Origin of the sequence: Pseudonocardia hierapolitana, assembly GCF_007994075.1 — a bacterium.
Lineage (GTDB): Bacteria > Actinomycetota > Actinomycetes > Mycobacteriales > Pseudonocardiaceae > Pseudonocardia > Pseudonocardia hierapolitana.
Genome location: NZ_VIWU01000001.1, coordinates 152,632 through 177,478, shown reverse-complemented (window position 1 = coordinate 177,478; position 24,847 = coordinate 152,632). Strand labels below are relative to the sequence as shown.

Here is a 24,847-nt window from a genome sequence, read left to right as displayed (position 1 = left end):
CCGGCCTCGCGCCCCGGGCGGCGCGGTCCCCACCACGGCCGTGCTGGGGGGACGCTAGACCCACCCGCGCCGTGGGCATACCGACGAACGGACCGCGACGAGCCCTTCTGCACGGCCTCGTGCGGCCGGGCCAGGTCGTCCGCCCGACCGTGCGGCGCAGGCGGCTCACCGGGCCACGGCGAGCCCGAACGGCACCGGCCCGAGCGCGTGCACGAGCGGGCGGACGAGCAGCACGAACGCCTCCGTCACCCGGGCGGTGGCGAGGCCGCCCAGGTCGATGATCCACTCCGGCTGCCAGCCGATGTCGCCGAGCAGGGCCGCGACGAGCGTCCTGGCCGCGTCGTCGTCACCGGAGAGGAACGCCGACGGCGGCGTCGCGAGCGCGTTCGGCGCGATCATCGCTTCCGCCGGACCGATGGTGTTGAGGGCCTTCACCACGCGGGTCTCCGGCAGCGCCAGCTGCAGCTGTTCGGCAACGCTCGACCCGGGGTAGCGCAGCGCCGTGGCGAACCCGTCGGGGCCCAGCCCCACCGCGTTGGCGACGTCGACGAGCACGGCGCCGTCGAGCTGGGGGGCGAGCGGGCGCAGGAGGTCGACGGACTCGTGGCCCGGGGTGGCGTTCACGACGACGTCGGCGCGCTCGGCCGCGTCGGCGAGTCCCGCGAGGGGCACCGGAACCGTCCAGCCGGCCGCGCGGCGGCCGGGGTCGCGGGACCCGGCCGTGACGGTGTGGCCTGCGCGGACGAGCGCGCCGGCGAGCGCGGTGCCGACGTTGCCGGTGCCGAGGACGGCGATCCTGGGTGTCATGGTCGCGACGCTATGGCGGGGGGTAGAACGGGTGGGAGTAGGCACTTCGAAGATCCCAGGGCACCGGAAGGAGCGTTCGTGACCACGCGAACGGCTGTCGAGCGGCAGGAGGCGCGCCGGATCGAGCACCGGGCGGCCGTGGCGGCCTGCCCCGCCCAGGAAGTGCTCGGGCGGCTCGGTGACAAGTGGGTGCCGCTGGTGCTCCGAGCACTTCGTGACGGCCCGCGGCGCCACGGCGAGCTGGCCCGCACGGTGGCAGGCGCCCGGCAGAAGGTGCTCACCCAGACGCTGCGCGGGCTGGAGCGCGACGGGCTGGTCACGCGGACGGTCACCGCAGGGGTGCCGGTGCGGGTGGACTACGCCCTCACCGCGCTCGGCCGGAGCCTGCTCGGCGTGGTGGACACGGTGTCGCAGTGGGCGGACCAGCACGTCCCGGCACTGCACGCGGCGCGGCGCGGCCACGACGAGGCCACCGGGGGGCAGGTCATCGTCGGCGCGTGACTCCCGCCCCGCGTCCGGGCCCCACCCGATCGCGGAGCAGCTCGCGCGCCGATGCTCAGCCGTGGTGGTGCGGCGGTGGTACGTCCAGTGCCGGGCTGCGGTCGAAGAAGCCCGCGGGCTGGAGCAGGAAGCCGACGTGCTGCACCGGCATCACCGGCCAGTCCTCCAGCCGCGCGACGTGGTGGGAGCCGAACGTGTACCAGACCACGACGTCGGAGTCGGCGACGTCGCGGTCGGCTGCGGTCCAGCGGGGCAGGCCGTCGCCACCGGCGTGCTGGTTGGGGTAGTCGCCCGCGGCGTGCCGCTCGTCCTCGGCGTACGGGGTGACCCACAGGTGGTGGGCCATGAACCCGGCCCGGTGCATCACGCTCGCCTCCGGGCGGACGAACGGCACGACGGTGCCGTGCGGCTTGATCGCGTACGCGGTCGGCTCGCCCACGGCGTTGCGGGCGTCGCTGCTGCGCACCTCCCAGTACCGGGCGCGGTCCAGGCTCGCCCGCCGCCGCGCTCCGAGCTCCGTGTCCAGCCGCGTGGCTGCGGTGCGGAAGCCGTTGCCGAGCGGGTTGTCCGGGCCCGCCGGGTCGGTGACGGTGTCGATCTCGTAGACCGAGTTGGCGGTCCCGTCGACGTCGAAGTCGAGCCGCATGTTGAACACGTGCTGGTGGATCGGGGCGTAGAGCCCCTCGGTGTTGAGCAGCTGGCCGTGCGTCGGCCTGGTGCCCGGCGGCACGGCGCCGGTGGACATGATGCCGGTGAGCTTGACGTCGAACTCGATCGACCCGTCCTGGTAGAGGTACCAGAAGAAGCCGTACTCGTAGTTGCCGACCGTGGCGATGAACGACACGACCAGCCGCCTGCCGCGGCGCACCTCGGTCTTCTCCGTGCGGAAGTCGGTGTGCTTCCACAGCAGGCCGTGGTCCTCCTCGTGCAGGCACACGGCGTTGGGGATGGTGAGCGGGTTGCCGTCGCCGTCGGCGAGGACGGCGTCGAAGTAGCGGATCTCCCCGAGGCAGTCGCAGCCGAGCGCGAGCGGGTTGGCGAGCGTGCCGATGTTGTACTCGCCCGCGTCGAAGGCGTTCTTGCGCCGGTGGGTGGGCGCCGGGTCGCCGTAGGGGACCACCATCTCCGAGAGCGACGCCCGGTGCAGCACGGGCCGCTCCCGGCCGCCGTCGGTGTAGCGCACGGTGTGCAGGACGAGGCCTTCGCGCGCGGTGTACCCGACCCGGAACCGCCACTTCTGCCAGCGCACCTCGTGCCCGTCCACCTGGAACGAGGTGCCGTCGGGCTGGGTGATCGAGACCGGCTTCAGGTCGGTCCTCGGCTCGACGTCGGCGGCCGTGTAGTTGCCGGGTTGCCGCGGGACCGGCACGACGCCGTGGTCCTCGAGCCGCGCGACCCGGCCGGCGAGCGTGTCGACGTAGACGACCAGGTTCTCGACGGGGTGGGCGTAGCCGTTGTCGTCGGGGCCGCCGATCTTGATCCAGACGAGGGCGCGGACCAGCCTGCCTTCGACCTCGTCGCCGTAGTGCCCGGCCGACCAGGGGTCGACCATCACGCCGTCGAACTCCGTGATCCCGCGTGCCCGCAGCGCGTCCTGCACCCCCGGGTCGGCCTTGACGATCTCCTCGCAGGCGAAGAACTCCTCCAGCAGCACCTGCGGCTGCACACCGGGCACGTGGTCCCATCGGGTGACGGTGGAGTCGGACAGCGACACGGTGGCCTCGTAGGTGCGCCCGTCGGTCCGGTCGAGCACGACCGCCGCGGCCTCCCGTGGCACGGCCGCCTCGGCGGAGTCGAACGCGAGCAGGGCCTCCTTCGCGGGCTCGCGCAGCCCGAGCGAGACGAACCGGCAGGTGGGGCCGACGTGGCCCGCGTCGCGCAGCGCGGTGGCCGCTGCGCTGATCTCCGCGGCCGAGAGCGGTTCCAGCGGGTGCGTGACGGTGGTGGACGGGCGGTGCTCGGTGGCGGTCACGGAACCTCCTTCACTCCGATGCGCCCTCCACCTTCGCCCGCTCCACCCGCGAGTACCAACCGCTGATCGGTGAGCGGGAACATCCACGTCGGGAGGTAACGAACGGGCGGCGCGTACGGAGTCAACCAGGCGTCCGCGGTGATCCCCCCGGCCGCGGGCGCGTCCGGCCGGGGTTCGCTCCGGCCGGCGGCAGCACCCGCCCTGCCCGGGCGGGTGCTGTTCGCTGTGTTGAATTGCCTCCGCTTCACTCCGGCGGGCTTCCGGCGCCCTACGAGGCGCCGCCCTGCAAGCCGGGGGTGGATCGATCCTGCCGAGACGGGTCAGCCGAGTATGCGCTGGCGTGCGGAGCGGCGTGTGGCTTCCGTGCGCTCGAGGATCGCGGTGCACAGCAGGCACGGCTGGCCGTCCGGCTCCACCATCGGCGCCGCGGCGACCATGTGGCCGCAGAGCGCCTGGTAGTGGCCGTCGCTGCGCCGGGCCGCCGCGGCGAGCTCGGCGTCGGGCACCTCGTGGGCCCGGGAGTCGATGGAGCAGGTGACCGTGATCGTGTCGACAGAGCGTCGACCAGGATGATCGCCACTGCTCATGGAACGAGTGTCCCTAGTCCGGCTTGCGGATGCAAGCGCGTCTGCAAGTACATTCGCCGCGTACATCTTTGACGAGCATCGGGGAGGCGCAAATGCACCAGATCGAGGACAACGGCATCGCGGCAGATCAGCTCGGTGCCGTGGTGTGGCGCAAGAGCAGCGCCAGCAACCCGAGTGGGGACTGCATCGAGGTCGCCGCACTGGACAGCGGTGCCGTCGCCGTGCGCAACTCCCGCGACCCGCAGGGCCCCGCGCTGGTGTACACGCGCGCCGAGATCGCGGCCTTCGTCATGGGTGCGAAGGACGGCGAGTTCGACGACCTGACGGCCTGAGACCCGGTGCCGCTGCTCTGGCACCGCGGTTCACGGCTTGCGCCCGATTCCGCCGGCGTAGAGCGTGTGCACCGGGCTCCCTGACGGCGTGAACTCGTCGGGGCGCCAGTCGTTCGCGTACACGAGGCCCGGCTCCACGAGTTCGAGCCCGTTGAAGTAGCCGCGCAGCTCTTCCCAGGTGCGGAAGCGGCCAGAACCGAGGCCACCGTGCAGGAATGCGCGCTCGAGCGCGTGGGCGCGGGACTCGTCGTCGTAGAGGAAATGCGACAGGAGCAGGTAGCTGCCGGGGGAGAGCCGATCCCGCACGAAGGCGACGATCCCACCGGGATCGTCGTCGTCGGACAGGTGGTGCACCACGCCGGAGAGCAGCACCGCGAACGGCGCGTCGAGGTCGAGCAGCCCCAGTGCGGTGACCTTGTCGAAGAGCGACTCGGGACGGCGCAGATCGGCCGTGACCACGGCGGTCTGCTCGTCCGTCGCGAGCAGCGCCCGAGCATGCGCCAGCACGACGGGGTCGTTGTCGACGTAGGCCACCCGCACGCGTGCGTCGATGGCCTGGGCCACCTCGTTGACGTTGTCCTCGCCGGGCAGGCCGGAGCCGACGTCGACGATCTGGCGGATGCCGGCGTCGCGCACCAGGTACTTCACCCCGCGGCGCAGGAACGAGCGGTTGTCCTTGGCGATCTGCGCGACCTCGGGAACGACGTTGCGTGCGGCGTCGGCGGCCCGGCGGTCGACCTCGAGGTGCTCCTTGCCGCCGAGCAGGTAGTCGTACACGCGGGCGATGGACGCGCGGGAGAAGTCGACGTCGAACGGCGCGGGCGACTGCTCGTCCACCGTTCCCCCTCCGGCCGCCCGCCCGTGCGCGCGCCGACACTAACGTGATCCATCCGCTGCGGGAAGTGTGACCGCCGGTCACACCCTGTGACACGTCGACACGTGCGCATCTCGCGGGTCGTAGGGTCGTGGGCGTGGATGTTGCCGCCTTGCTGACCGACGCGTTCTCCCGGATCGGGGAGGAGGTGCACGGTGCCGCCGACGGGCTCTCCGCGGAGCAGCTCGCCCATCGCATCGACCCGGAGGCCAACTCGATCGCGTGGCTGGTCTGGCACCTGTCGCGCGTGCAGGACGACCACGTTGCAGGGGTGGCCGGGACCGAGCAGGTGTGGAGGACGCAGGGCTGGGCCGACCAGTTCGGGCTTCCCTTCCCGGTGCGGGCGATCGGCTACGGGCACTCCTCGGACGACGTCGCGCAGGTGCGGGTGGAGTCGCCGGAGCTGCTCACCGGCTACTACGACGCGGTCGCCGCGCGCACCCTCGAGTACGTCGGAGGCCTGACCGAAGGCGATCTCGACCGCGTGGTGGACGAGGCGTGGGACCCGCCCGTCACGCTCGGCGTCCGTCTGGTGAGCGTGATCGACGACTGCGCCCAGCACGCGGGCCAGGCCGCGTTCGTGCGGGGGGTCGTGGAGCGGCTAGGACAGTAGGCCGGGCAGCCACGTCGCCAGCTGCGGGAACGCGATCATGATCGCGAGCAGGAGCCCTTCGATCGCGACGTACGGGGCGATGCCGCGGAAGATGTCGGCGAGGTCGAGCTCGGGCACCACCGACTTCATCGTGTAGAGGTTCAGCCCGACCGGGGGCGTGATCACTGCGATCTCGAGGTTCACCACCAGCAGCACGCCGAACCACAGGGGGTCGTAGCCCAGCTCCTCGATCGCGGGCACCAGGATCGGCGTGACGACGAGCAGCAGCGACGCGGCGTCGACGAGGCATCCCAGCAGCACCAGCACGATCATGATCCCGATCATGATCACCGTCGGCGGGACGTCGAGGCCCACGATGAACCCGGTGAACGCGTCCGGCACGCGGGCGAGCACCAGCATCTGGGTGAACACGAACGCTGCGCCGACGATCGCGAGGACGGCCGCGGTCACCTGCGCCGTCGAGACGAAGATCCGCTTCAGGTTCGACCAGCCGAGCTTGTGGTAGATCGCCCCGGTGACGCCGAACGCGGCGAGCGCACCGACGGCCGCCGCTTCGGTGGGGGTCGCGATCCCGGTGTAGATCGATCCCAGCACGAGCAGGATCAGCAGCAGGGCGGGCGAGATGCGCCCGATCGCGACGATGCGCTCGCGCCAGGTGAACCGGTCGGGGTCGACGGGGGCGTTCTCCGGCGCCAGCTTCGCGCGCACCACGATGTACACGATCATCATGGCCGAGAGCACGAGGCCCGGTAGGAGACCGCCTGCGAACAGGTCGGCCACGCTCTCACCCGTGATCGACGAGTAGAGGATGAACATCAGGCTCGGCGGGATCAGCATGGCGAGCGCGCCGGACGCGGCCACGGCGCCGCTCGCGAACCCCGGTTTGTAGCCGCGCTCCAGCATCTCGGGCACGGCCATCCGGCCGATCACCGCCACCGAGGAGATGCTCACCCCGGACATCGCCCCGAACACCGTGGACGCCCCGACCGCCGAGGCGCCCAGCCCGCCGGGCACCCGGTTGAACCAGCGGTGCGCGGCGCGGAACAGGTCCCGCCCCAGCCCGCTCACGGCGAGCGCCTCGCCGAGCAGGATGTAGAGCGGCGCGGCCACCAGCGCGTACTCCTGCAGCTGCGACACCAGCGCGAGCGGGACGAGCTCGACGGCGGTGAACCCGCCGAGGCCCAGCAGTCCCGCCACGCCCGCGACGGCGAGTGCCACGAAGATCGGCGTGCGCAGCGCGATCAGCACCAGCAGCAGCACCACGGCGAGGGTGACGACCAGCCCGTCCGCGACCATCACGCCACCCCCTGCGCCTCGGCCGGAACTTCCGCCTCGCCAGGTGGCGCCTGCGGCGGCGCGGCCGGGAACAGCAGGGCGACCAGCAGGAGGAACACCCCGGACACGGTCAGCACGGCGTCCGGCATCCAGAGCGGGATGTTGAAGGTGCCTGCCCCGGTGAGGCCGCCTGCGTACGCCACGGTCATCGAGCGGAACGAGCTGACCGCGAGCACGAGCCCGAGGAACGCCGTCGCCACGGTGGTGATGACGTCGGCCGCCCGGCGCGCCCGCCCGGGCATGGCGCGGTAGAGCAGGTCCATCGAGATGTGGTGACCGGTGGCGTAGAGGTGCGGTACCGCGAGCATCGTCGCGACGAGGACGCCCGTGGAGTTGAGCGGGTAGGCCCAGTCGGTCGGGGCGGCGAACAGGTAGCGGGCCGCCACGTCGTAGGTGATCGTGATCATCATCAGCCCGACGACGACCATCGCCACGACGGCCATCGCCCGGGTGCAGGCCAGCACGCCCCGGCGTACTCGGATCACGACTCCTCCTACGCCTCGTTGATCAGGCCGACGGCCCGGTCGGCGATGCTCGCGTCGCCGATCAGGTGCTCCCACCGCCCGTACACCGGCTCGACCGCCGTCCGGAACGCCTCGAGCTCGGCACCGCTCGGCTCCACCAGCTCGACCCCGCCCTCGAGGACCTGCGCCAGGTAGTCGCCCTCGTGCACGCCCACCATCACCTCGGTGCCGTCCCGGTAGAGGGCGCGGCCCGCCTCGTCCAGCGCTGCGCGCAGCTCGGGCGGTTGACCCGCGTACCAGTCGCTGCGGCAGTACGCATCGACGGTGTAGGCGCCGAAGTGGGCGCGCGTGCCGTATCGGACGATCTCCTGCAGGTCGCGGGACACGACCGTGCCGAGGTAGCTCATCAGGCCGTCGATCGTGCCGCGTTCCAGGGCCTCGAACACCTCCGACGAGCCCATGAACACCGGTGCGCCGCCGAGCGCCTTGACGGTCTCGCCCTCGATCTCGCCTGCGACCCGGATCCGCAGCCCGCGGACGTCCTCGGGGCGCAGGATCGGCCTGCCGATCGTCCAGATGTACTCGAACGTGCAGGGCATCCCGCCGAGCAGCCGCACGCCCTGGGCGGCGAGCTGCTCGTTCACCAGCGTGAACAGCGGGCCGGCCGGGTCGATCGCCCGGCGCTGCTTGGCGTAGTCCTCCGCCCCGAACGGCAGCTCCATCGCCCCGAGGATCGGGAAGCTCGACGACACGTACGAGCTGGTCTGGAACATCACGTCCGCCACCCCGAGCAGGAGGCCCGGCAGCAGCTGTTCGGCCCCGAGCAGGGTGCCTGCGTCGTACATGTCGCAGGTGAGGCGCCCACCGCTCGCGGTGGCGAGGGTGTCCATGAACGTCTGGACACCCGGGTAGAGGTCGTCGTAGGACGCGGGGATGTAGGTGGCGGTGGTGATGCTCCCGGCGGCGTCCGCGCGGCCGCAGCCCGTCAGTCCGGCAGAGCCGAGGCCGGCGGCCCCCAGCCCGGCGGCGGCGAGGAAGGCTCGCCGACCGAACGCTCCGCGCGCGCCGTGCGGTCCTCGCAGACTCCCCGGACCCTGCGAGGACACGCTTCGGCGCGCGTAGCCACCCATGGCGACAACCTCGGTGATGACGATCAGCGCTGTCAAGTCCAGATGTCTGATGTGTCCCGGACCGCATGCTGGCCCGCGCGGGGGCGGGCATGTATGGTGCCCGTGATCAAGATCTCCGGCTGTCTTTCCGGTGGCGCACGGATGAACCGCGCAGGGATCGGGAGAACGGCACGTGAACAGCACCTGACATCGATTCGAGAACATCGGACTTCTGCGGTTCCACGCTCGATACCAGCCGTCCCCGCGGCTTAGGGTGAGCGCGCACCGACAACGGAGGACCTCTCCCCACATGGCCACCGCAACCACGCCGCCGGAAACCCCGGTCCGGCGGGCCGGGCCGCACCGCGCGCTGCGGGCCCGGCCGCGCGCACGATCCCGCAACCGGCTGCGGAACTGGCTGCTTTTCGCCGTGCTCGCCGGGCCGAACATCGCATTGCTGGTGGTGTTCACCTACCGGCCATTGCTCCAGTCGTTCTACCTGTCGACGCTGCAGTGGAACCTCGGCTCGCCCACCGCCATCCCCGTGGGCCTGGCCAACTACGGCGACTTCTTCGCCGACCCCGGCACCCCGCGCATGCTGGCCGTCACCGCGATCTTCACGCTCGCCACCGTGGGCGGGGGAATGGTGCTCGGCCTGCTGCTCGCGGTGCTGCTGAACCGCAAGCTGCGCTTCCGCGGCGCGGCGCGCACCATCGTCGTGGCCCCGTACGTGCTGTCCGGCGTCGCGGTCGGCCTGCTGTGGCTGTTCGTGTTCGACCCGAACTTCGGCGTGCTGTCGGCATTGTTGCGGGCGGTCGGCATCGGGTCGCCGGACTGGTACACCGACCCGCAATGGGCCCTGGTGATGGTCATCATCGTGTACCTGTGGAAGAACGTCGGCTACGTGGCGCTCATCTATCTCGCCGGTTTGCAGGCAGTGCCGCGGGATCTGCTCGAAGCGGCTTCCCTGGATGGCGCGTCGCCGCTCCGGTCATTCGTTTCCGTGGTGCTCCCGCTGCTCGGGCCGACCACGTTCTTCCTCAGCATCACCACATTGCTGACGTCATTGCAGTCCTTCGACATCATCCGCGCCATGACCAATGGCGGGCCGCTCGAGGGAACGACCACGATGATGTATTCGATCTACCTCGAAGGATTTGCCGCGGGGCGCGCCGGCTACTCGTCGGCGATCGCCACGATCCTGTTCCTGGTGCTCTTCGTCATCACCGTCGTGCAGCTGCGCTTCGTCGAGCGGAAGGTGCACTACGCATGAGTGGGGTGGGCACGAGTGGGGTGGGCACGAGTGGCGTGGGCACGAGTGGCGTGGGCGTGATCGTGGACCCGGCCCCGCCGAGACGCGGCTCGCGCCCGGCCGTCGGCGGGTACCTCACGATGGCGCTCGCCGTCGCGGTGATGGTGCTGCCGCTGGTCTGGATGGCGCTGGCCAGCTTCAAGGGCATGGACGAGCTCTACCGGCTGCCGATCCAGTGGCTCCCCGACTCGCTCGCACCGACCAACTACGTGACGGCCGCGCAGAGCGTCCCGTTCGGGATGTTCTTCGTCAACAGCGCGATCACCACGGTGCTCGGCGCGGGGCTGAAGATGCTGCTCGGGCTCATGACGGCCTATGCGCTGGTGTTCGTCGACATCCCGTTCCGCAGGTTCTTCTTCTACGTGGTGGTGTGCGCGCTGCTCGTGCCGCAGCAGATCGTGCTCATCCCGAACTACGCGCTGGTGGCTCAGCTCGACTGGCTCAACACCTACCAGGGCATGATCGTCCCGGGGCTGGCGAGCGCGTTCGGCACGTTCCTGTTCCGGCAGCACTTCCTGACGCTGCCGCGCTCGATCCTCGAGGCCGCGGAGCTGGACGGTGCGGGCCACTGGCGGCGGCTGTGGCGCTTCGTCGTGCCGCTGTCGGGGCCCACGATCGCCGCCGTCGGGCTCGTCTCGATCGTCACCGAGTGGAACGACTACCTCTGGCCGCTCCTGGTGATCGACCGGCCGGAGATGATGACGCTCCCGGTCGGCCTGACCCTGCTGATGAACTTCGACGGGATCCCCGACTGGGGCGTGATCATGGCCGGCACCGTACTGGTCACCGTGCCCGTCCTCGCCGTCTTCTTCCTCCTCCAGCGCCGGATCGTCGCCGGGCTGGTCACCGGCGCCGTCACCGGCTGAACCCCTTCTCCACCGAGAGGCACGACATGACCACACCCGAACTGTCCCGGCGCGGGCTGCTGCGCCTCGGCGCCCTGCTGGGCGGCACGGCCGCCCTCGCGGCGTGCGGCGGGCCCACCATCTCCGACTCGGGCGGGGCGGCGCAGGCCGACATCGACTGGTCCGGGGTGCAGCCGGCCTCCCGGATCACCTGGTGGAGCAACCACCCGGGCACCTCGATCGAGATGGAGAAGGAGTACATCCGCCGGTTCCAGGAGCAGAACCCGGGCATCACGGTCAACCTGGTCACGGCGGGCAAGAACTACGACGAGGTCGCGCAGCGGTTCCAGGCGGCCGCCGGCACCGACAACACGCCCGACCTGGTGGGCGCCAGCGACGTCTGGTGGTTCCGCTACATGATCAACGGTCAGATCATCCCGCTGGAGGGGCTGGCCCAGCACCTCCAGATCGACACCGGCGACTACATCCCCACGCTCTACGCCGACTACGCGTTCAACGGTCAGCACTGGGCGCTGCCGTACGCCAGGTCGACGCCGCTCTTCTACTACAACCGCGACGTCTGGCAGCGGGCAGGCCTCCCCGACCGCGCGCCCGAGACGTGGGACGAGTTCGAGCAGTGGGCGCCCGCGCTGGCGCAGGTCGTCGGACGGCCGCCGCTGGGCCTCGGAACGGCCACCTCGTGGGCGGCCTGGTGGTTCTACAACTTCATGTGGGGCCGGGGCGGGACGTACTCGCAGGAGTGGACGCTCACCCTCGACAAGCCGGAGACCCTGGACGCGGGCGAGTACGTCCGCGGGCTGGTCCACGACAAGAAGGTCGCGGCGCCGACCCAGGGCGGCGACGACGGGTACGTGGCGGACTTCTCGGCGGGCGTCACCGCCTGCACGATGGCATCCACGGGCTCGCTGCGCGGCATCCTGCAGCAGGCGCAGTTCGAGGTCGGCACCGGCTTCCTGCCCAAGGGCCCGGCAGGGCCGGGCTGCCCGACGGGCGGCACGGGCGTCGCGATCGCATCGGCGAGGTCGCCGGAGCAGCAGCTTGCCGCGGGTATGTTCCTGAAGTTCCTCACCGACGCCGCGCAGACCGCGCACTTCTCGGCGGGCACCGGCTACATGCCCGTGCGCACCTCGGCGATCGAGAGCCCGGACATGGCCGCCGTGTTCGCCCAGACCCCGCAGGCCCGCACGGCCGTCGACCAGCTCGCCACGACGCGCGTGCAGGACTGGGTCCGCGCGTTCGTGCCGTCGGGCGACCAGTACCTCACCACCGCCATCCAGAAGATCGTCCTGCAGAACGAGAACCCGGCCACCGCGTTCTCCGCCGCCGCCGCGGAGATCAAGACCTCGTATGAGCAGAACGTTGCGCGCTACATCTAGGGCTCTGCCGAGCGACCGGCTTCCCGAGACCCTGCGCCCCGAACCGGGGCACATCCGCACCATCGCGCACCGCGGCGACTCGTCGTCGGCGCCGGAGAACACGATCGCGGCCTTCGACGCCGCCGTCGCCGCAGGGTGCGATCTCATCGAGATCGACGTGCGGATCGCCTCCGACGGCGTGCCCGTGATCATCCACGACGGGTCGGCGCTGCGGACCACCGGAATCGACGCCGAGGTGGCCCTGACCAGCTCGGACGCGCTCGGCGCCGCCGACGCGGGAAGCTGGTTCGATCCCGGGTTCGCCGGCGCCCGCGTGCCGACGTTCACCGAGGTCGCGCAGTGGGGTGCCGCGCATCCCGACGTCGGCTGGCTCGTGGAGTTCAAGGGCAGCTGGACCGCTGCGCAGATGGACGGGCCGGTCACCACCATCCGCCGCCACGGTCTGGCCGGGCGCACGATCCTGCAGGGTTTCGAGACGGAGACGGTCGCGGCCGCCCGTGACGTCGCGTCCGACCTGCCGCGGTCGCTGCTCGTCTTCCGGCCCGAGCACCTGAACGGGCTGATGGAGCGCCTGCAGGAGCTCGGGGCGGCCGGCTGCAACCCGATCGGTCAGCTGCCCATGGAGATGCCCGGCCTCGCCGCCCGGCTGCGGGAGGCGGGCTACAGCGTCTACCCGTGGACCCTCGACGAGCCCGACGAGTGGGGCGCCGCGGGGGTGGCGGGTGTGGACGGGGTGATCACCAACCGCCCCGGCGCCTTCCGCACGTGGCACAGCCTCCGCTGGAACCCGCCTGCCGCGGCCATGGCGTCCTGACCGGGGGCCAGGCGGTGTAGCGCGACCCGGGGCGTGGGCGGCACCGGGCACCGGTGAGGATCTGGCGCGTGAGTTCCACGGATCGCCACGCGCGGCGCCCGGCCCGGCACCGGCGGCTCGACGGCGACGGTGGGCACGGTAACGGTGGGCACGGCGGTGGCCACGGCCACGGCCACGGTCACTCGCCCGCGCCACCGGCCGATCGCCGGGTGCGGATGTTGATCGCGGCGTTGCTGGTGCCCTGCGCGCTCGCGACGGTGGTGGGCCTCGTGCTGCTGTACCCGTTCGGGGAACCGGCTCCGGCGGACGACGTGACGGCGGTGCGCGTCGACGGGCACGTCACCACGGCCACGGAGACCGCCTGCAGCGACGATCCCAACGCGGACGGCTGCCTCGCGCTCACCGTCGCGATCGCCGAGGGACCACTCGCCGGGCAGAGCATCGTGACCGAGGTCTCGGTCGTCCGGGGTGAGGCGCCCTTCGGGGCCGGGGACGACGTGGTCCTCTCCGTGCCGGAGGACGAGCTGACCGAACCGGTGGCCTACGCGGTGGTCGACTTCCAGCGCTCCACCCCGTTGCTGGTTCTGGCCCTGCTCTTCGCGGCCGCCGTGGTCGGGCTCGGAGGCAGGCGCGGTCTCGCGGCGCTCGCAGCGCTCGCGCTCACGGGCACGACGCTGATCGCGTTCGTGCTCCCTGCGATCCTGGCCGGCCGCGACCCGCTCGCGGTCGCCGTCGTCGGCTGCTGCGCGATCATGTTCGGGGCGCTGTACCTCACGCACGGCCTGTCGGCGCGGACGTCGACCGCCGTGCTGGGCACGCTGGCGAGCCTCGTGCTGATCGGGCTGCTCGGCACCGCGTTCGCCCACCTCGCCCGGCTCAGCGGCGCCGACGAGGACACCGCCAACCTGGCAGCGGCGCTCGGTACGGGCGTCGACAGCAGGGGGCTGGTACTGGCCGGCCTGATGATCGGTGCACTCGGTGCACTCGACGACGTGACCGTGACCCAGACCTCGGCGGTCTGGGAGCTGCGGCAGGCGGACCCGGGCCTGCGCAGCATCGCGCTGTTCCGCGCGGCCATGCGGATCGGGCGTGACCACGTCGCCTCGGCGGTGAACACGCTCGTGCTCGCCTATGCCGGCACGACCCTTCCGCTGCTCCTGCTGTTCTCGGCCGCTCAGCGCGGCCTCGGCGACGTCCTCACGACGCAGGTGATCGCCACCGAGGTGGTTCGCACCCTCGTCGGGAGCATCGGCCTGGTGGCCTCCGTTCCGGTCACGACAGCGGTCGCGGTGGCGGTGGTGACCCGCAGCCGGCGGGTGGCGGGTCGGTAGCCAGTGCTCCCCGCCGGAGGTTCGCCAAGGGTCTCAGCGGCCCAGCTCCACGCTGGACGCACCGGCGAACAGCCCGAGTGCGCCTGGTACGAGGGCTGCCCGCCGGCACGCCCAGCGAGAAGCTGGATCCACCGGTACCCCCGACGAACCTCCGGCGGGAAGCACTAGTCGATCCGGCGCCCGGACACCGGCTGGCCCGCGTTCTCCCGGCTGCCGGCGCGGGTGCGCCGCGGGTCGGGAGCGCCCGCTTCCGGGAACCGCCGCAGGAACTCCTGCTCCAGCGCGAGCATCCGCTCGGTGTGCGCGTGCAGGGCGGACTCGCTGCCGCCGAGCAGCGTGTCGTGGCGGGTCTCGTGCAGGTGGGCCAGCTCGCGGCGCAGGACGTCGTCGGCGAGCTCGGCCGGGGCGATACCGTGCGATCGGTCCGTCATGGGGCAGGAGTGCCCGCCGGACGCGCTCCACATGCGGCAGTATCGTTCGGATGATCGTGCGATTGTCGACCGCGGGCGCCGTCGTGCAGGACCCCGACGACCTCGCCGACCTGCGACTGGACACCGACCTCGACCCCGAACGCCTGGGCAAGGCCCTCACCACCACCGGTACCGGGGAGCTCTCGGACGGCGACACCGCGCTGCTGGACGTGGGTGTGCTCCGATCGCTCGCCGTGATGAGCATGAATCCGACGTCGGCATCCGCCTGGTCGAAGCGCTGGGCCGCGATGCTCGAGGAGGCCCGCCGCCACGGGCTGCTGTCGGCCGACGGGCGGTCGGTGCGGGTCCTCGTCGGCCGAGGGCGTCGATGACGCGGATCGAGATCCAGATCGGGGTGGTCTTCGCGTCGAGTGCGCGGCCCTCGATCACTGCATCGCCGAGCCGGACTGCCGATGCTCACCGAGGACCGAAGACCTGGGCCGGTGTCGTGCCCAGCACCTTGCGGAAGGCCGCCCCGAAGGCGCTCGGCGTGCGGTAGCCGACCCGGTTGGCGACGACGCCCACCGGGATGCCGGTGGCCAGTAGCTCCAGCGCTGCGCGGATCCTCGCCCGCATGCGCCACTCGCCCAGCCCGCAGCCGGTGGTGTCCTGGAAGAGGCGGTGCAGCGTCCGCGGACTGGTGCCCGCGAGCCGGGACAGCGCCTCGGCGCCGCGGTCGTCGGCGGGGTCGGCGAGCAGGGCGTCGGCCACGCGGCGGGCACGGTCGTCGGCGGGCAGTGCGAGCTCGACCGAGGCCACCGGGGCGGGCACGAGCTGGTCGAACAGCACGGCCTCGGCGCGGGCGCGCTCGTCGTCACCCAGCTCTGCCCGGCCGAGATGGGCGATGAGGGCGGCGAGCAGGGGGGCCACCGCGAGCACGGTCGGGTCGTCGAAGCCCGCCGGGGACCGCTCGGGACGCAGGTAGAGGCTGTGCATCGCGGTGACGGTGGCCGCGGCGGTGGTGTGCCGGACGCCGGCCGGGATCCACAGCGCGCGGGTCGGGGGGAGCGCCCAGGTCGTGTCGCCCGCCGAGATCGACAGCACGCCCCGCTCCGCCCATGCGAGCTGGTGGGTCGGGTGGACGTGCTCGGCGAACCGGTGCCCGCGGGCGAGCGCGAAGCGGCCGACGAGCGCGGCGCCGAGCGGTGGGGCGAGCAGCGTGGGTGGATGGCCGGAACGCGACACGAAACGGCACGTTAGCCGGTACCGGACAGCGCAGCGCGGCCCTAGCCTCGCGAAGGTGCCGATGAACCTGCTGCACCGCCGGATCTGCCGTTCCGACACGTGGGCCACCCGAATGCACGGTGAGGTGCTGCCGTGGGTGTGCCAGACGGTTCCGCTCAACGGCGACGTGCTCGAGATCGGGCCCGGCTACGGGGTGACCACCCGGTGGCTCGCCGGGAAGGGCGGGCGGCTCACCGCGGTGGAGGTGGACCCGGACCTGGCCGCAGGCGTGCGCGCGAGCCTCGGGGACCGCGTCGACGTGCACACCGGGGACGGGGCGGCCCTGCCGTTCCCCGATTCGTCGTTCGACACGGTCGTCTGCTTCACGATGCTGCACCACGTTCCCACCCCGGAGCAGCAGGACCGGCTGTTCGCCGAGGCCGCCCGTGTGCTGCGGCCCGGCGGCGTGTTCGCGGGGCTCGACAGCCGGCTCAACCTGCGGTTCCGGCTGATTCACATCGGCGACACGATGACGGTCGTCGACCCGGCCACCCTGCCCGACCGGCTCCGTGCCGTGGGATTCACCGACGTCGAGGTCGATGCGGTGCCGAGGGCCTTCCGCTTCCGCGCGGTCCGATAGCGCGGCCGGCCCCCGCGCCGGACTCGCCGCGCTGGTACGTCGGACTCGCTGTGTCGGGATGTCGGACTCGCTGTGTCGGGATGTCGGACTCGCTGTGTCGGGATGTCGGACTCGCCGTGTCGGGATGTCGGACTCGCCGTGTCGAAACGCCCGACTCGCCGTGTCCGGGTGTCCGACTCGCGGGCGGGAGGCCGGGCCTCTTGCGGGCGAGTCTTGCGTTCGGGCCGCTGTGTCGGGCGTTCGGGCGCGGGCGGTTGGGGGTGCCGGCCGTTCGGAACGCGGGGTTCGGCGTGGCGGGATGTCGGACTCGCCGGTCAGAGCCAGCCCTGTTCCTGGGCGGTGCGGTAGGCCTCGGCGCGGGTGGGGACGGCGAGCTTCGCGGTGATCGCGGCGAGGTGGTTGCGGACGGTGCCCTGCGACAGGTGCACGCGGCGGGCGACGACCGCGACCGGGGTGTCGGTGCCAGCCTCCCGCAGGACGTCCAGCTCGCGCGGGGTGAGCGGGCAGGGCCTGGCGGTGAGGGCGTCGGCGGCCAGTGCCGGGTCGACGTAGCGGGCGCCGCCGTGCACCCGCCGGATCACATCGGCCAGCGTGCCGCCCGGGGAGCCCTTCGGGAGGAACCCCTTCGCCCCGGCGGCGAGCGCGCGCTGCAGGTGGGATGGCCGACCGTGTCCGGTGAGGATCACGACCGCACAGGTCGGCGCGGCCGTCGTCAGCTCCTCCGCGACCGCGATCCCGTCGAGACCCGGCATCTCCAGGTCCACGACCGCGACGTCGGGGCGGTGCGCCACCGCCGCGTCGACCGCCCCCCGGCCGTCTCCCGCCTGCGCCACGACCTCGAGGTCGGGTTCGAGGCCCAGCAGGGCTGCCACCGCGGTGCGGATCAGCTCCTCGTCGTCGGCGAGCAGGACGCGGATCATGGCCGGGGCACCGGCAGCAGGGCGTCGAGGGTGAACACCCCGTCCACCACGGTCGTGCGCAGGCGCCCGCCGGACCTCGCGAGCCGATCGGACAGGCCCTGCAGCCCCGAGCTGTAGGTGTCCGGCCGGGCGTCGCCCGCGCCGTCGTTCGCGACGGTGAGCCGCACGTCGTCCACGGTCCGCACGAGATCGATCCTGCACCACTTCGCCCGGCTGTGACGCAGCACGTTGGTGCCGGCCTCGCGCACGGTGGCGGCGAGACCGGTGGCGATCGTCTCCGGGAGGGGGCCGGGGCTGCCGACGACCGTGCAGCGCACGCCGGAGGAACCGAGCACCCGCGCGACGGCGTCCAGCTGGGCGGCGAGGTCGACCGCCCGGTAGCCGTGGACGACCTCGCGCATCTCGGCCAGCGCCCCGGCCGCGAGCTCGCGCACCTCACCCGCCTCCCGCCCGGCACGCTCGGGGTCGGTGACCGCGAGCCGCTGGGCGAGCTCGGCCTTCAACGCGATCACCGACAGGTGGTGGCCGAGCAGGTCGTGCACGTCGCGGGCGAACCGCAGCCGCTCCTCGGTGATGGCGAGCCGGGCCTGCGCCTCGCGGCCGTCGCGGGCCTCGAGCACGAGGTGCCACAGCACGACCGGCAGCCCGTGGATGGCGAGCAGGCTCAGCCCCACCCCCGCGGTGATGACCGCGAAGGTCGCGGCGGATCCGCCGGTCGCAGCCCCGGTCGCGGCGGAGAGCGCGGTGGCCAGCACGGCGACGCCCACCGCCGGGCCGGTTCCCATCAGCAGCGGGACCGACCCGACCACAGCGGCGCCCAACCACGCCCAGGTGTCCCAGCCCTCCGGTCCCTCGGTGGCGACCGGCGCCACCAGCGGCACCGACGCGAGCACGGCCACCAGGAACGCGACGACGTACCGGCGGCGCGTCCGCTCCGCGAGGCCCGGCGTCGCGGCCGCGTACAGCGCGGCGGCCTGGGTGATCGCGACGGCGAGGATCCCGGCGGAGCCGAGCACCTGCCACAGCGGGCGCGCCTCGAAGCGCAGGGCGCCGATCCCCGGCCAGATCACCGTGGAGGCGACCGAGACGACCAGCGAGCCGAGGACGGCCACCCGCGCCCGGCCGAGGCGGGGATCGCGCGGAGTGTCGGTCGGCACGTCCCGGATCATGCCCGGTGGTTGCCCCCGTCGTCGCCGGGTACCGCGAGGACATGACCAGCCCGACACCGCTGACGGCGCTCGCCCTGAACTGCACGCTGACCCCGTCGCCCGGCGAGTCCAGCACCGAGCTCATGACGGACCAGGTCCTCGAGGCGCTCCGCGAGCACGGCGTGGACGGCCGCAGCGTCCGGGTGGTCGATCTCGACGTGAAGCCCGGCGTGGAGGCCGACATGGGCGCGGGCGATGCGTGGCCGGGCATCCGGCAGCAGATGCTCGGCGCGGACATCCTCGTCATCGGGACGCCGACGTGGGTCGGGCACCGCAGCAGCGTCGCGCAGCGCGTGATCGAGCGGCTCGACGCCGAGCTGTCGATGACCGACGACGAGGGCCGCCTGGAGACGTTCGGCAAGGTTGCGCTCACCGTCGTCGTCGGCAACGAGGACGGCGGCCACGCGATCACGGCCGGCCTGTTCCAGAGCCTCAACGACGTCGGCTTCACGATCCCGGCGAACGGCGGCGTGTACTGGAACGGCGAGGCCATGACCACCACGGACTACAAGGATCTCGACGAGACCCCGAAGGCCGTGGCGTCGACGCTGAAGACGATGGCCGCGAACGCCGCGCACCTCGCGCGGCTGCTGAAGCAGGACCGGTACCCGCCTGCGTGAGCGCGCATTGGCTAGTGCTCCCCGCCGGAAGTTCGCCAAGCCCAGCTCCACCCTGGACGTAGCGGCGGACAGCCCGAGTACGCCCGGTACGAGGGCTGCCCGCCGCCACGCCCAGCGAGAAGCTGGATCCACCGATACCCCCGACGAACCTCCGGCGGGAAGCACTAGCGCCCGGGGTGGGCGAAGCGCAGGGTGAACGTCTCGAAACGGCCCGGCTCCACCCCGCTGGGTGCCCGGACGAGACCGTCCGGACCCGGTCGCGGAGGCGCGGGTGGCGCGTGCACGAGACCGCGCAACCGGGCCAGCGCGAGCCGGTAGAACTTCAGCTGCGTGCGCCGCCCGAACAGCCGGAACCCCAGCCGGAGCACCGGGTTGCGGATCGGCGCCTGCCGCGAGTATGCGACGATCCGGAACTCCACGCGCCCGGTCTCCAGCTCCTTGGCCAGTTCGTAGGCCAGCCGGCCCTGCTCGAGGTGGCCGCGCAGGGTCTGGTACGACCAGCCGATCACGCGTTCCGGGCCGCGCGAACCGTCACGCACCTCGTCGTGCTCCGTGGTGATGCGCACTCCCAGCAGGAAGCGCAGCACGAGGAACCGGGCCTCCAGCAGCATGTCCCGGCCCATGAGGTCGCCGGGGTACCGGAAGGCCGCGCGCAGGATCGAGGGGTCGCTGAACTCGTAGTTGTTCACCAGCGCCCCCGCGGTCTCGAGCAGGCCGCCCGGCTCCGGTTCGCCCGGCGCCTCCCGGCCCAGCTCCAGCACCCGGCGGTCGATGTGCCAGCCCGCGGTGACCGCGGGCGGTGCGGCCGCCTCGTCGTAGTTGACGGGGAGGTCGTGCAGGGCGGCGACGGCGTCGGCGAGCGAGGGGCGCCTCACCGGTCGGCGAGGCGTCGGGAGGCGTCGTCGATGGTGTCGCTGATCAACCAGAACATGGGGGGCCAGAGCCCGACGAAGAGCGCACGCCGCTCTGCGTTGCCGCGCTCGTCCTGGTCGACGGTCTTGGCGCGGATCCAGAGCCCGATGCAGAGTCCGATGGAGGCGACCGACGCGGCGCGGCAGGTGAACGCGGCGCGACGCAGCAGGGCTGCGTTCGGGATCATGCGCGGCGGGTACCCGGCCTCCTGTGTCGCTACGCCATCGCCCGCGCCGTGCCCCGGGCAGCCTGACCTACCGGGCGGCCATCGTGCTGGGGTGGCCGCTCGGCCTGGCCCGCGTCGCGTGGCGCTACATGTGGCGCACCACGCCGATGCGTCGCACCGAGACGGTGGGGGACAGCTCCGAACGGCCGTGGACCATCCCGGACGACCTGGTCGACGACGACCTGCAACGCATCGAGGACGGTGTGGGCCCGCTGGTGCACCGTCGGTACTCGGTCCGGGTCGCGGGCGCCTCGTCATCACCGGAGGAGGTGATCGGGCGGTTCTCCGGCGACCCCAACTGCGGCGCCCCAGCCGAGGTCGCCGTGTTCGTGAAGGTCCGCGGGACCGACGGGCTGATGTGCCCCGGCGACGAGTTCCTCATCCGGATGCCCGGCCCGTGGGACGGGCCGGTGCGGGTGGTCGGCATGGGGCCTGCGTCGTTCCGGCTGGCGACCCTGCGGGGGCACCTGGAGGCCGGGCAGATCGAGTTCCGGTGCCGGGCCGACGGCGAGGGTCTGCTGTTCGAGATCGAGTCGTGGGCGCGCTCCGGCGACCGGCTGTCGCACCTGCTGTACACGCGGCTGCGGCTGGCGAAGGAGATCCAGCTGAACCTGTGGGTGGAGACGTGCCTGCGGCTGACGCGCGACCTCGGTGGGAGGCCGCGCGGCGGCGTGCGGGTCGAGACCCACCGGGTGAGCGGCTGAGCGCACCGGGTGTGGGGCCAGGAGGCGCCGGGTACGCGGGGCCCGTACGCAGCCCGACGCCAGGAGGTGCACGTCGTCATGGCGCAGCGCGACTACGAGGAGCAGCCGGAGGCGCCCGACCTGGGTGCGTCCGTCCAGCTGGAGAGCGAGGAGACCCTCGCGGCGCCCGCCGGTGACCGGGACGGCCTCGACGCCGGCTACTCGCCACCCGACCGGCCCTACCTCGCCGAGGAGGACGAGGTCACCGCGCGGGGCATGCGCGAAGGTGACTCGCTCGACGAGCGGCTGAGCCGCGAGCGCGGGGACGACCCCGTCGACGCCGATCGGTCCGGCCGGATCGAGCTCGCCGGCGAGGGAGCCGCGCTGGAGACGCCCGACGCCATGGACGGGGTGGACGTCGGTATCGACGGTGGAGCCGCCGGGGCCGAGGAGGCCGCCGTGCACACCACCGACGATCCGGGCGCGCCGGTGGCGATGGAGCCGTCCGTCGCGGGTGTTCCCGAGCTCGACGATCCCGAGCTGGACACCGCGCTGGGGGCCGACCCGGAGGCCGACACCGCGGTGGCGCAGGCCGCACGGGATGTGCGGTCGGACGGCGAGGTGTTCGACCCGGGCCTTCCCGGCGAGCGGAGGGCGGGGGAGCGCGGCGCCGGATCGCCGGCCGAACGGATCGACCGGGATCCGGAGTCCGCAGGTGCGGCCGGGGTGGACGGTCGGCAGGACGCCGGGTCCGAGGCGTGGGAGTAGGTCCTCCTACTCGGCGCAGCTGCGGGTGATGCGGGCGATCTCGCCGTCGAGGTCCATCCGGTCGGCCTCCGTGCCGACCGGGACCATCTCGAGCGTGGCGTCCACGAAGGACCGCAGGAGCTCCTGGTCGACCTCGAGCACCGCGCGCCCGTCGTGCGAGCGGATCTCGATCTCGACGATGTCGTAGCCCTGCACCGTGAGCGGGCGCATCCGCACGTCGCCCTCGCCGGTGGGCTCGTCGAGCGCGGCGATCACGAGCTCCCGCCCGATGAGCCACTCGACCCACCGGTCATGTCTCGTTCGCACCGCGAGGGACACTGCGAACGGGTCGTACGCGCTGTAGCTCCACCGCGTCACCACCGGCGCGGGCTGGCCGTGCAGCACCGTGAACATGTCCTGCTGGACGAGATCGTTCGTCATCGTCGCCCCCCTGGGCACTGGGGCCGCTCGCTCGTGCGGCGGCGTCACCCTCTGCATCGCAGCATGCCTCAAGAACGCTGCACTCGTGGGGAGACTTCACCCGAACAAGCGAGTGGGCACCTGTATCGGCACGTAGCGTGAGCGCCGGTTGCGACGGGGGAGTTACCCCTGCTCCGCCGTCACGACCCAGATGCCGTCGCTGCCCGTCCGGCCGGGCTGGGCGAGGCTGAGGGTGAGGCGCTCGCCGTCGGCGTTGCGGACGTCGACACTGGTGCCGTCGGGGCCCGGGTACGCCTCGGCGTCGGGCCAGTCGTGGGCCGCGGCCGCGTAGGCGATGGCCACCTCGGACGGGTCCAGCAGCCACGGCTGGGCGCCGCGGTCCACCTGGGCCTGCAGCTCGGCGGCGGCCTCCGGGGTCGCCGCGGGCCACGGCAGAGTCACCTCCGCGGCCGCCGACGCCTGCTCGGGTGCCGGCGCGGTCGGGGCCGGGGGCACCGGGCGGGCGACATCCGGGCCCGGAGCGGGGGCGGGGGCGCATCCCGCGAGCACGAACGCGGCGAGCACACCTGCTGTGACGATCCTCCCGGCGGCGACCCTTCCGGCGACGATCGGGCGGGAGGTTCGTCGGCCGGTCGCGATCACCGCGCCACCGTACGGGCGCAGCTGTGCTGTCGAGAGCCGGCACGTCCCGCGCGTCCGGGGGATCGCGTGCCCCACCTCTCCGTTCGGGGGTGAGCCACGGGCGGTGGGAATCATTAGGGTCGGGTCGGCAGCGCGGCTACTACGAGGTGAGGTCATGAACCCGTCCGTACAGAACTTCTACGCGGCCCGCGAGTTCCTCGTGGCGCACCGCGAGGACTACGACACGGCCTACCGCGACTTCCGCTGGCCCGAGATCGACGAGTTCAACTGGGCACTCGACCACTTCGACGCCGTCGCCGCCGACCCCGAGCGGGGCGCCGCCCGCGCCCTCTGGATCGTCGAGCAGGACGGTAGCGAGGCGTACTGGACCTTCGCCGAGCTGTCCGCCCGCTCGAACCAGGTGGCCAACTGGCTGCGGCAGCACGGCGTCGCCCGTGGCGACCGGATCATCCTCATGCTCGGCAACCAGGTGGAGCTGTGGGAGACCCTGCTCGCGGCGATGAAGCTCGGCGCGATCGTCATCCCGGCCACCACGCTGCTCACCGCTTCCGACCTGCGGGACCGCCTCGACCGAGGCGGCGCGAAGCATGTGGTGGTCGGCGGCGGTGACGCCGGCAAGTTCGACGACGTCGAGGGTGACTACACGCGGATCGCCGTGCGTGGCGCCCCGGAGGGCTGGCTCGACTACGCCGACGCGGCGACCGCAGAAGCGCAGTTCACGCCCGACGGCATCACCCGCGGCACGGACACGCTGCTGCTGTACTTCACCTCCGGCACCACGGCGAAGCCCAAGCTCGTGGAGCACACCCACGCGTCCTACCCGGTCGGGCACCTGTCGACCATGTACTGGATCGGCCTGCAGCCCGGCGACGTGCACCTCAACATCTCCTCGCCGGGCTGGGCGAAGCACGCCTGGAGCAACGTCTTCGCGCCGTGGATCGCCGAGGCCTGCGTGCTGGTCATGAACTACGCGAAGTTCGACGCCGAGTCCGTGCTCGGCGTGCTGGACCGCTGCAACGTCACCAGCTTCTGCGCGCCGCCCACCGTGTGGCGGATGCTCATCCAGGCCGACCTGTCGAGCCTGGCGAACCCGCCCACCAAGGTCGTCGGCGCGGGGGAGCCGCTCAACCCGGAGGTGATCGAGCAGGTCGAGAAGGCGTGGGGCATCCGCATCCGCGACGGCTTCGGGCAGACCGAGACCACGCTGCAGATCGGCAACCCGCCCGGCCAGACCGTCAAGCCCGGGTCGATGGGGCGGCCGATCCCCGGCTACCCGATCGTGCTCGTCGATCCGGCCACGGATCAGCCGGGCGACGAGGGCGAGATCTGCATCGACCTGTCGCAGCGCCCGCTGGGGCTGATGGTCGGCTACCGGGGCGACCCCGAGCGCAACGCCGAGGCGATGGCGGGTGGCTACTACCACACCGGGGACGTCGGCTCGCGCGACGCGGACGGCTACATCACCTACGTCGGGCGCTCCGACGACGTGTTCAAGGCCTCGGACTACCGGATCAGCCCGTTCGAGCTGGAGAGCGTGCTCATCGAGCACCCGGCGGTCGCGGAGGCGGCCGTCGTGCCGTCGCCGGACCCGGTTCGCCTCGCCGTGCCGAAGGCGTACGTCGTGCTGGCCGCGGGCCACGAGCCGACCGAGGAGACGGCCCGGTCGATCCTGGAGTTCGCGCGCGACAACCTGGCGCCGTACAAGCGGGTCCGCAGGCTGGAGTTCGCGGCGTTGCCCAAGACGATCTCCGGCAAGATCCGCCGCGTGGAGCTGCGGGGGCGCGAGAGCGAACTGCACGCTGATGGGACTACCTCGCCCGTGGGCGAGTACACACTCTGAGTCACGGCCCGTTCGCGCCCAGCGGGCCTCGCCATCGGACG

At 72.4% G+C, this 24,847-nt stretch carries 29 protein-coding genes; 14 read left to right on the top strand and 15 right to left on the bottom strand.

What is annotated here, in order from left to right; all coding sequences use genetic code 11:
• Positions 1 to 165: 165 nt before the first annotated feature.
• A complete protein-coding gene (locus FHX44_RS00870) occupies positions 166 to 807 on the bottom strand; it encodes an NADPH-dependent F420 reductase (RefSeq protein WP_147253692.1) in 642 nt (213 codons plus the stop codon).
• 78 nt (positions 808 to 885) lie between these two features.
• Here FHX44_RS00870 and FHX44_RS00865 point away from each other — a divergent pair, with 78 nt between their 5' ends.
• On the top strand, positions 886 to 1,308 hold the full coding sequence (locus FHX44_RS00865; protein ID WP_147253691.1) for a winged helix-turn-helix transcriptional regulator: 423 nt from the start codon (positions 886 to 888) through the stop codon (positions 1,306 to 1,308).
• 55 nt (positions 1,309 to 1,363) lie between these two features.
• Here the strand turns inward: FHX44_RS00865 and FHX44_RS00860 are convergent, their stop codons facing one another.
• A complete protein-coding gene (locus FHX44_RS00860) occupies positions 1,364 to 3,280 on the bottom strand; it encodes a primary-amine oxidase (protein ID WP_147253690.1) in 1,917 nt (638 codons plus the stop codon).
• A 320-nt stretch (positions 3,281 to 3,600) separates the two neighbouring features.
• A complete protein-coding gene (locus FHX44_RS00855) occupies positions 3,601 to 3,867 on the bottom strand; it encodes a hypothetical protein (RefSeq protein WP_147253689.1) in 267 nt (88 codons plus the stop codon).
• A gap of 92 nt (positions 3,868 to 3,959) precedes the next feature.
• Here FHX44_RS00855 and FHX44_RS00850 point away from each other — a divergent pair, with 92 nt between their 5' ends.
• Positions 3,960 to 4,199 carry a DUF397 domain-containing protein gene (locus FHX44_RS00850; RefSeq protein WP_147253688.1) on the top strand — a complete coding sequence of 80 codons (240 nt, stop codon included), beginning with the start codon at positions 3,960 to 3,962 and terminating at the stop codon, positions 4,197 to 4,199.
• A gap of 30 nt (positions 4,200 to 4,229) precedes the next feature.
• On the opposite strand, the gene FHX44_RS00845 is transcribed toward FHX44_RS00850, so the two are convergent.
• Complete coding sequence (locus FHX44_RS00845; RefSeq protein WP_147253687.1) at positions 4,230 to 5,036, bottom strand: SAM-dependent methyltransferase; 807 nt, start codon at positions 5,034 to 5,036, stop codon at positions 4,230 to 4,232.
• 134 nt (positions 5,037 to 5,170) lie between these two features.
• On the opposite strand from FHX44_RS00845, the gene FHX44_RS00840 reads away from it, so the two are divergent.
• Entirely contained in the window at positions 5,171 to 5,686 is a 516-nt protein-coding gene (locus FHX44_RS00840; RefSeq protein ID WP_147253686.1) for a mycothiol transferase, read from the top strand.
• On the opposite strand, the gene FHX44_RS00835 is transcribed toward FHX44_RS00840, so the two are convergent.
• Genes FHX44_RS00835 through FHX44_RS00825 form a run of 3 tightly spaced genes read right to left on the bottom strand, consistent with a single transcriptional unit; the run spans position 5,675 to position 8,651 of the window.
• The gene (locus tag FHX44_RS00835) at positions 5,675 to 6,982 is read right to left on the bottom strand and encodes a TRAP transporter large permease (RefSeq protein WP_147253685.1); all 1,308 of its coding nucleotides are present in this window, start codon (positions 6,980 to 6,982) and stop codon (positions 5,675 to 5,677) included. The genes FHX44_RS00840 and FHX44_RS00835 overlap by 12 nt on opposite strands.
• The gene (locus tag FHX44_RS00830) at positions 6,982 to 7,506 is read right to left on the bottom strand and encodes a TRAP transporter small permease (RefSeq protein WP_147253684.1); all 525 of its coding nucleotides are present in this window, start codon (positions 7,504 to 7,506) and stop codon (positions 6,982 to 6,984) included. The genes FHX44_RS00835 and FHX44_RS00830 overlap by 1 nt, the downstream gene beginning before the upstream one ends.
• Before the next feature lie 8 nt (positions 7,507 to 7,514).
• Positions 7,515 to 8,651, bottom strand: coding sequence for a TRAP transporter substrate-binding protein (locus FHX44_RS00825; RefSeq protein ID WP_212612284.1), 1,137 nt, complete (start codon positions 8,649 to 8,651; stop codon positions 7,515 to 7,517).
• A gap of 373 nt (positions 8,652 to 9,024) precedes the next feature.
• Here FHX44_RS00825 and FHX44_RS00815 point away from each other — a divergent pair, with 373 nt between their 5' ends.
• From FHX44_RS00815 to FHX44_RS00795, 5 genes are all read left to right on the top strand, one after another.
• Positions 9,025 to 9,867: a carbohydrate ABC transporter permease gene (locus tag FHX44_RS00815; RefSeq protein ID WP_212612283.1), complete on the top strand. Its 843-nt coding sequence runs from the start codon at positions 9,025 to 9,027 to the stop codon at positions 9,865 to 9,867.
• Positions 9,864 to 10,772 carry a carbohydrate ABC transporter permease gene (locus FHX44_RS00810; protein ID WP_147253680.1) on the top strand — a complete coding sequence of 303 codons (909 nt, stop codon included), beginning with the start codon at positions 9,864 to 9,866 and terminating at the stop codon, positions 10,770 to 10,772. Before FHX44_RS00815 ends, FHX44_RS00810 begins: the two co-directional genes overlap by 4 nt.
• A 26-nt stretch (positions 10,773 to 10,798) precedes the next feature.
• Positions 10,799 to 12,148 carry an ABC transporter substrate-binding protein gene (locus FHX44_RS00805; protein WP_147253679.1) on the top strand — a complete coding sequence of 450 codons (1,350 nt, stop codon included), beginning with the start codon at positions 10,799 to 10,801 and terminating at the stop codon, positions 12,146 to 12,148.
• Complete coding sequence (locus FHX44_RS00800; protein WP_147253678.1) at positions 12,120 to 12,962, top strand: glycerophosphodiester phosphodiesterase; 843 nt, start codon at positions 12,120 to 12,122, stop codon at positions 12,960 to 12,962. The genes FHX44_RS00805 and FHX44_RS00800 overlap by 29 nt, the downstream gene beginning before the upstream one ends.
• 68 nt (positions 12,963 to 13,030) lie before the next feature.
• Positions 13,031 to 14,293 (top strand): YibE/F family protein, encoded by a 1,263-nt coding sequence (locus tag FHX44_RS00795; RefSeq protein WP_246170139.1) that lies wholly within the window; start codon positions 13,031 to 13,033, stop codon positions 14,291 to 14,293.
• A gap of 164 nt (positions 14,294 to 14,457) precedes the next feature.
• On the opposite strand, the gene FHX44_RS00790 is transcribed toward FHX44_RS00795, so the two are convergent.
• Complete coding sequence (locus FHX44_RS00790) at positions 14,458 to 14,724, bottom strand: DUF6158 family protein (RefSeq protein WP_147253677.1); 267 nt, start codon at positions 14,722 to 14,724, stop codon at positions 14,458 to 14,460.
• 50 nt (positions 14,725 to 14,774) lie between these two features.
• On the opposite strand from FHX44_RS00790, the gene FHX44_RS00785 reads away from it, so the two are divergent.
• The gene (locus FHX44_RS00785; RefSeq protein WP_147253676.1) at positions 14,775 to 15,095 is read left to right on the top strand and encodes a hypothetical protein; all 321 of its coding nucleotides are present in this window, start codon (positions 14,775 to 14,777) and stop codon (positions 15,093 to 15,095) included.
• An 85-nt stretch (positions 15,096 to 15,180) separates the two neighbouring features.
• Here the strand turns inward: FHX44_RS00785 and FHX44_RS00780 are convergent, their stop codons facing one another.
• Positions 15,181 to 15,948 carry an AraC family transcriptional regulator gene (locus FHX44_RS00780; RefSeq protein ID WP_147253675.1) on the bottom strand — a complete coding sequence of 256 codons (768 nt, stop codon included), beginning with the start codon at positions 15,946 to 15,948 and terminating at the stop codon, positions 15,181 to 15,183.
• Positions 15,949 to 16,009: 61 nt separating this feature from the next.
• Here FHX44_RS00780 and FHX44_RS00775 point away from each other — a divergent pair, with 61 nt between their 5' ends.
• A complete protein-coding gene (locus FHX44_RS00775; RefSeq protein WP_170309261.1) occupies positions 16,010 to 16,567 on the top strand; it encodes a class I SAM-dependent methyltransferase in 558 nt (185 codons plus the stop codon).
• Positions 16,568 to 16,881: 314 nt separating this feature from the next.
• Here the strand turns inward: FHX44_RS00775 and FHX44_RS00770 are convergent, their stop codons facing one another.
• Both FHX44_RS00770 and FHX44_RS00765 read right to left on the bottom strand, forming a co-directional pair.
• Complete coding sequence (locus FHX44_RS00770) at positions 16,882 to 17,487, bottom strand: response regulator transcription factor (RefSeq protein ID WP_147253673.1); 606 nt, start codon at positions 17,485 to 17,487, stop codon at positions 16,882 to 16,884.
• Positions 17,484 to 18,644, bottom strand: a complete 1,161-nt coding sequence (locus FHX44_RS00765) for a sensor histidine kinase (RefSeq protein ID WP_212612282.1) — start codon at positions 18,642 to 18,644, stop codon at positions 17,484 to 17,486. Before FHX44_RS00765 ends, FHX44_RS00770 begins: the two co-directional genes overlap by 4 nt.
• 53 nt (positions 18,645 to 18,697) lie before the next feature.
• Here FHX44_RS00765 and FHX44_RS00760 point away from each other — a divergent pair, with 53 nt between their 5' ends.
• A complete protein-coding gene (locus FHX44_RS00760) occupies positions 18,698 to 19,315 on the top strand; it encodes a flavodoxin family protein (RefSeq protein WP_147260833.1) in 618 nt (205 codons plus the stop codon).
• A gap of 164 nt (positions 19,316 to 19,479) precedes the next feature.
• Here the strand turns inward: FHX44_RS00760 and FHX44_RS00755 are convergent, their stop codons facing one another.
• Both FHX44_RS00755 and FHX44_RS00750 read right to left on the bottom strand, forming a co-directional pair.
• Complete coding sequence (locus tag FHX44_RS00755) at positions 19,480 to 20,190, bottom strand: DUF1990 family protein (protein ID WP_170308714.1); 711 nt, start codon at positions 20,188 to 20,190, stop codon at positions 19,480 to 19,482.
• Complete coding sequence (locus tag FHX44_RS00750) at positions 20,187 to 20,414, bottom strand: hypothetical protein (RefSeq protein WP_147253670.1); 228 nt, start codon at positions 20,412 to 20,414, stop codon at positions 20,187 to 20,189. Before FHX44_RS00750 ends, FHX44_RS00755 begins: the two co-directional genes overlap by 4 nt.
• A 23-nt stretch (positions 20,415 to 20,437) precedes the next feature.
• Between FHX44_RS00750 and FHX44_RS00745 the strand changes: the two genes are divergently transcribed.
• Together FHX44_RS00745 and FHX44_RS42615 are read left to right on the top strand one after the other, a co-directional pair.
• The gene (locus FHX44_RS00745; protein WP_246170138.1) at positions 20,438 to 21,157 is read left to right on the top strand and encodes a DUF1990 family protein; all 720 of its coding nucleotides are present in this window, start codon (positions 20,438 to 20,440) and stop codon (positions 21,155 to 21,157) included.
• Between the two features lie 78 nt (positions 21,158 to 21,235).
• Positions 21,236 to 21,904, top strand: a complete 669-nt coding sequence (locus tag FHX44_RS42615; protein WP_212612281.1) for a DUF5709 domain-containing protein — start codon at positions 21,236 to 21,238, stop codon at positions 21,902 to 21,904.
• A gap of 6 nt (positions 21,905 to 21,910) precedes the next feature.
• On the opposite strand, the gene FHX44_RS00735 is transcribed toward FHX44_RS42615, so the two are convergent.
• Positions 21,911 to 22,324 carry an SsgA family sporulation/cell division regulator gene (locus FHX44_RS00735; RefSeq protein ID WP_147253669.1) on the bottom strand — a complete coding sequence of 138 codons (414 nt, stop codon included), beginning with the start codon at positions 22,322 to 22,324 and terminating at the stop codon, positions 21,911 to 21,913.
• A 162-nt stretch (positions 22,325 to 22,486) separates the two neighbouring features.
• The gene (locus FHX44_RS00730) at positions 22,487 to 22,966 is read right to left on the bottom strand and encodes an acyl transferase (protein ID WP_147253668.1); all 480 of its coding nucleotides are present in this window, start codon (positions 22,964 to 22,966) and stop codon (positions 22,487 to 22,489) included.
• A gap of 154 nt (positions 22,967 to 23,120) precedes the next feature.
• Here FHX44_RS00730 and FHX44_RS00725 point away from each other — a divergent pair, with 154 nt between their 5' ends.
• Complete coding sequence (locus FHX44_RS00725) at positions 23,121 to 24,806, top strand: AMP-binding protein (RefSeq protein WP_147253667.1); 1,686 nt, start codon at positions 23,121 to 23,123, stop codon at positions 24,804 to 24,806.
• Positions 24,807 to 24,847: the final 41 nt, after the last annotated feature.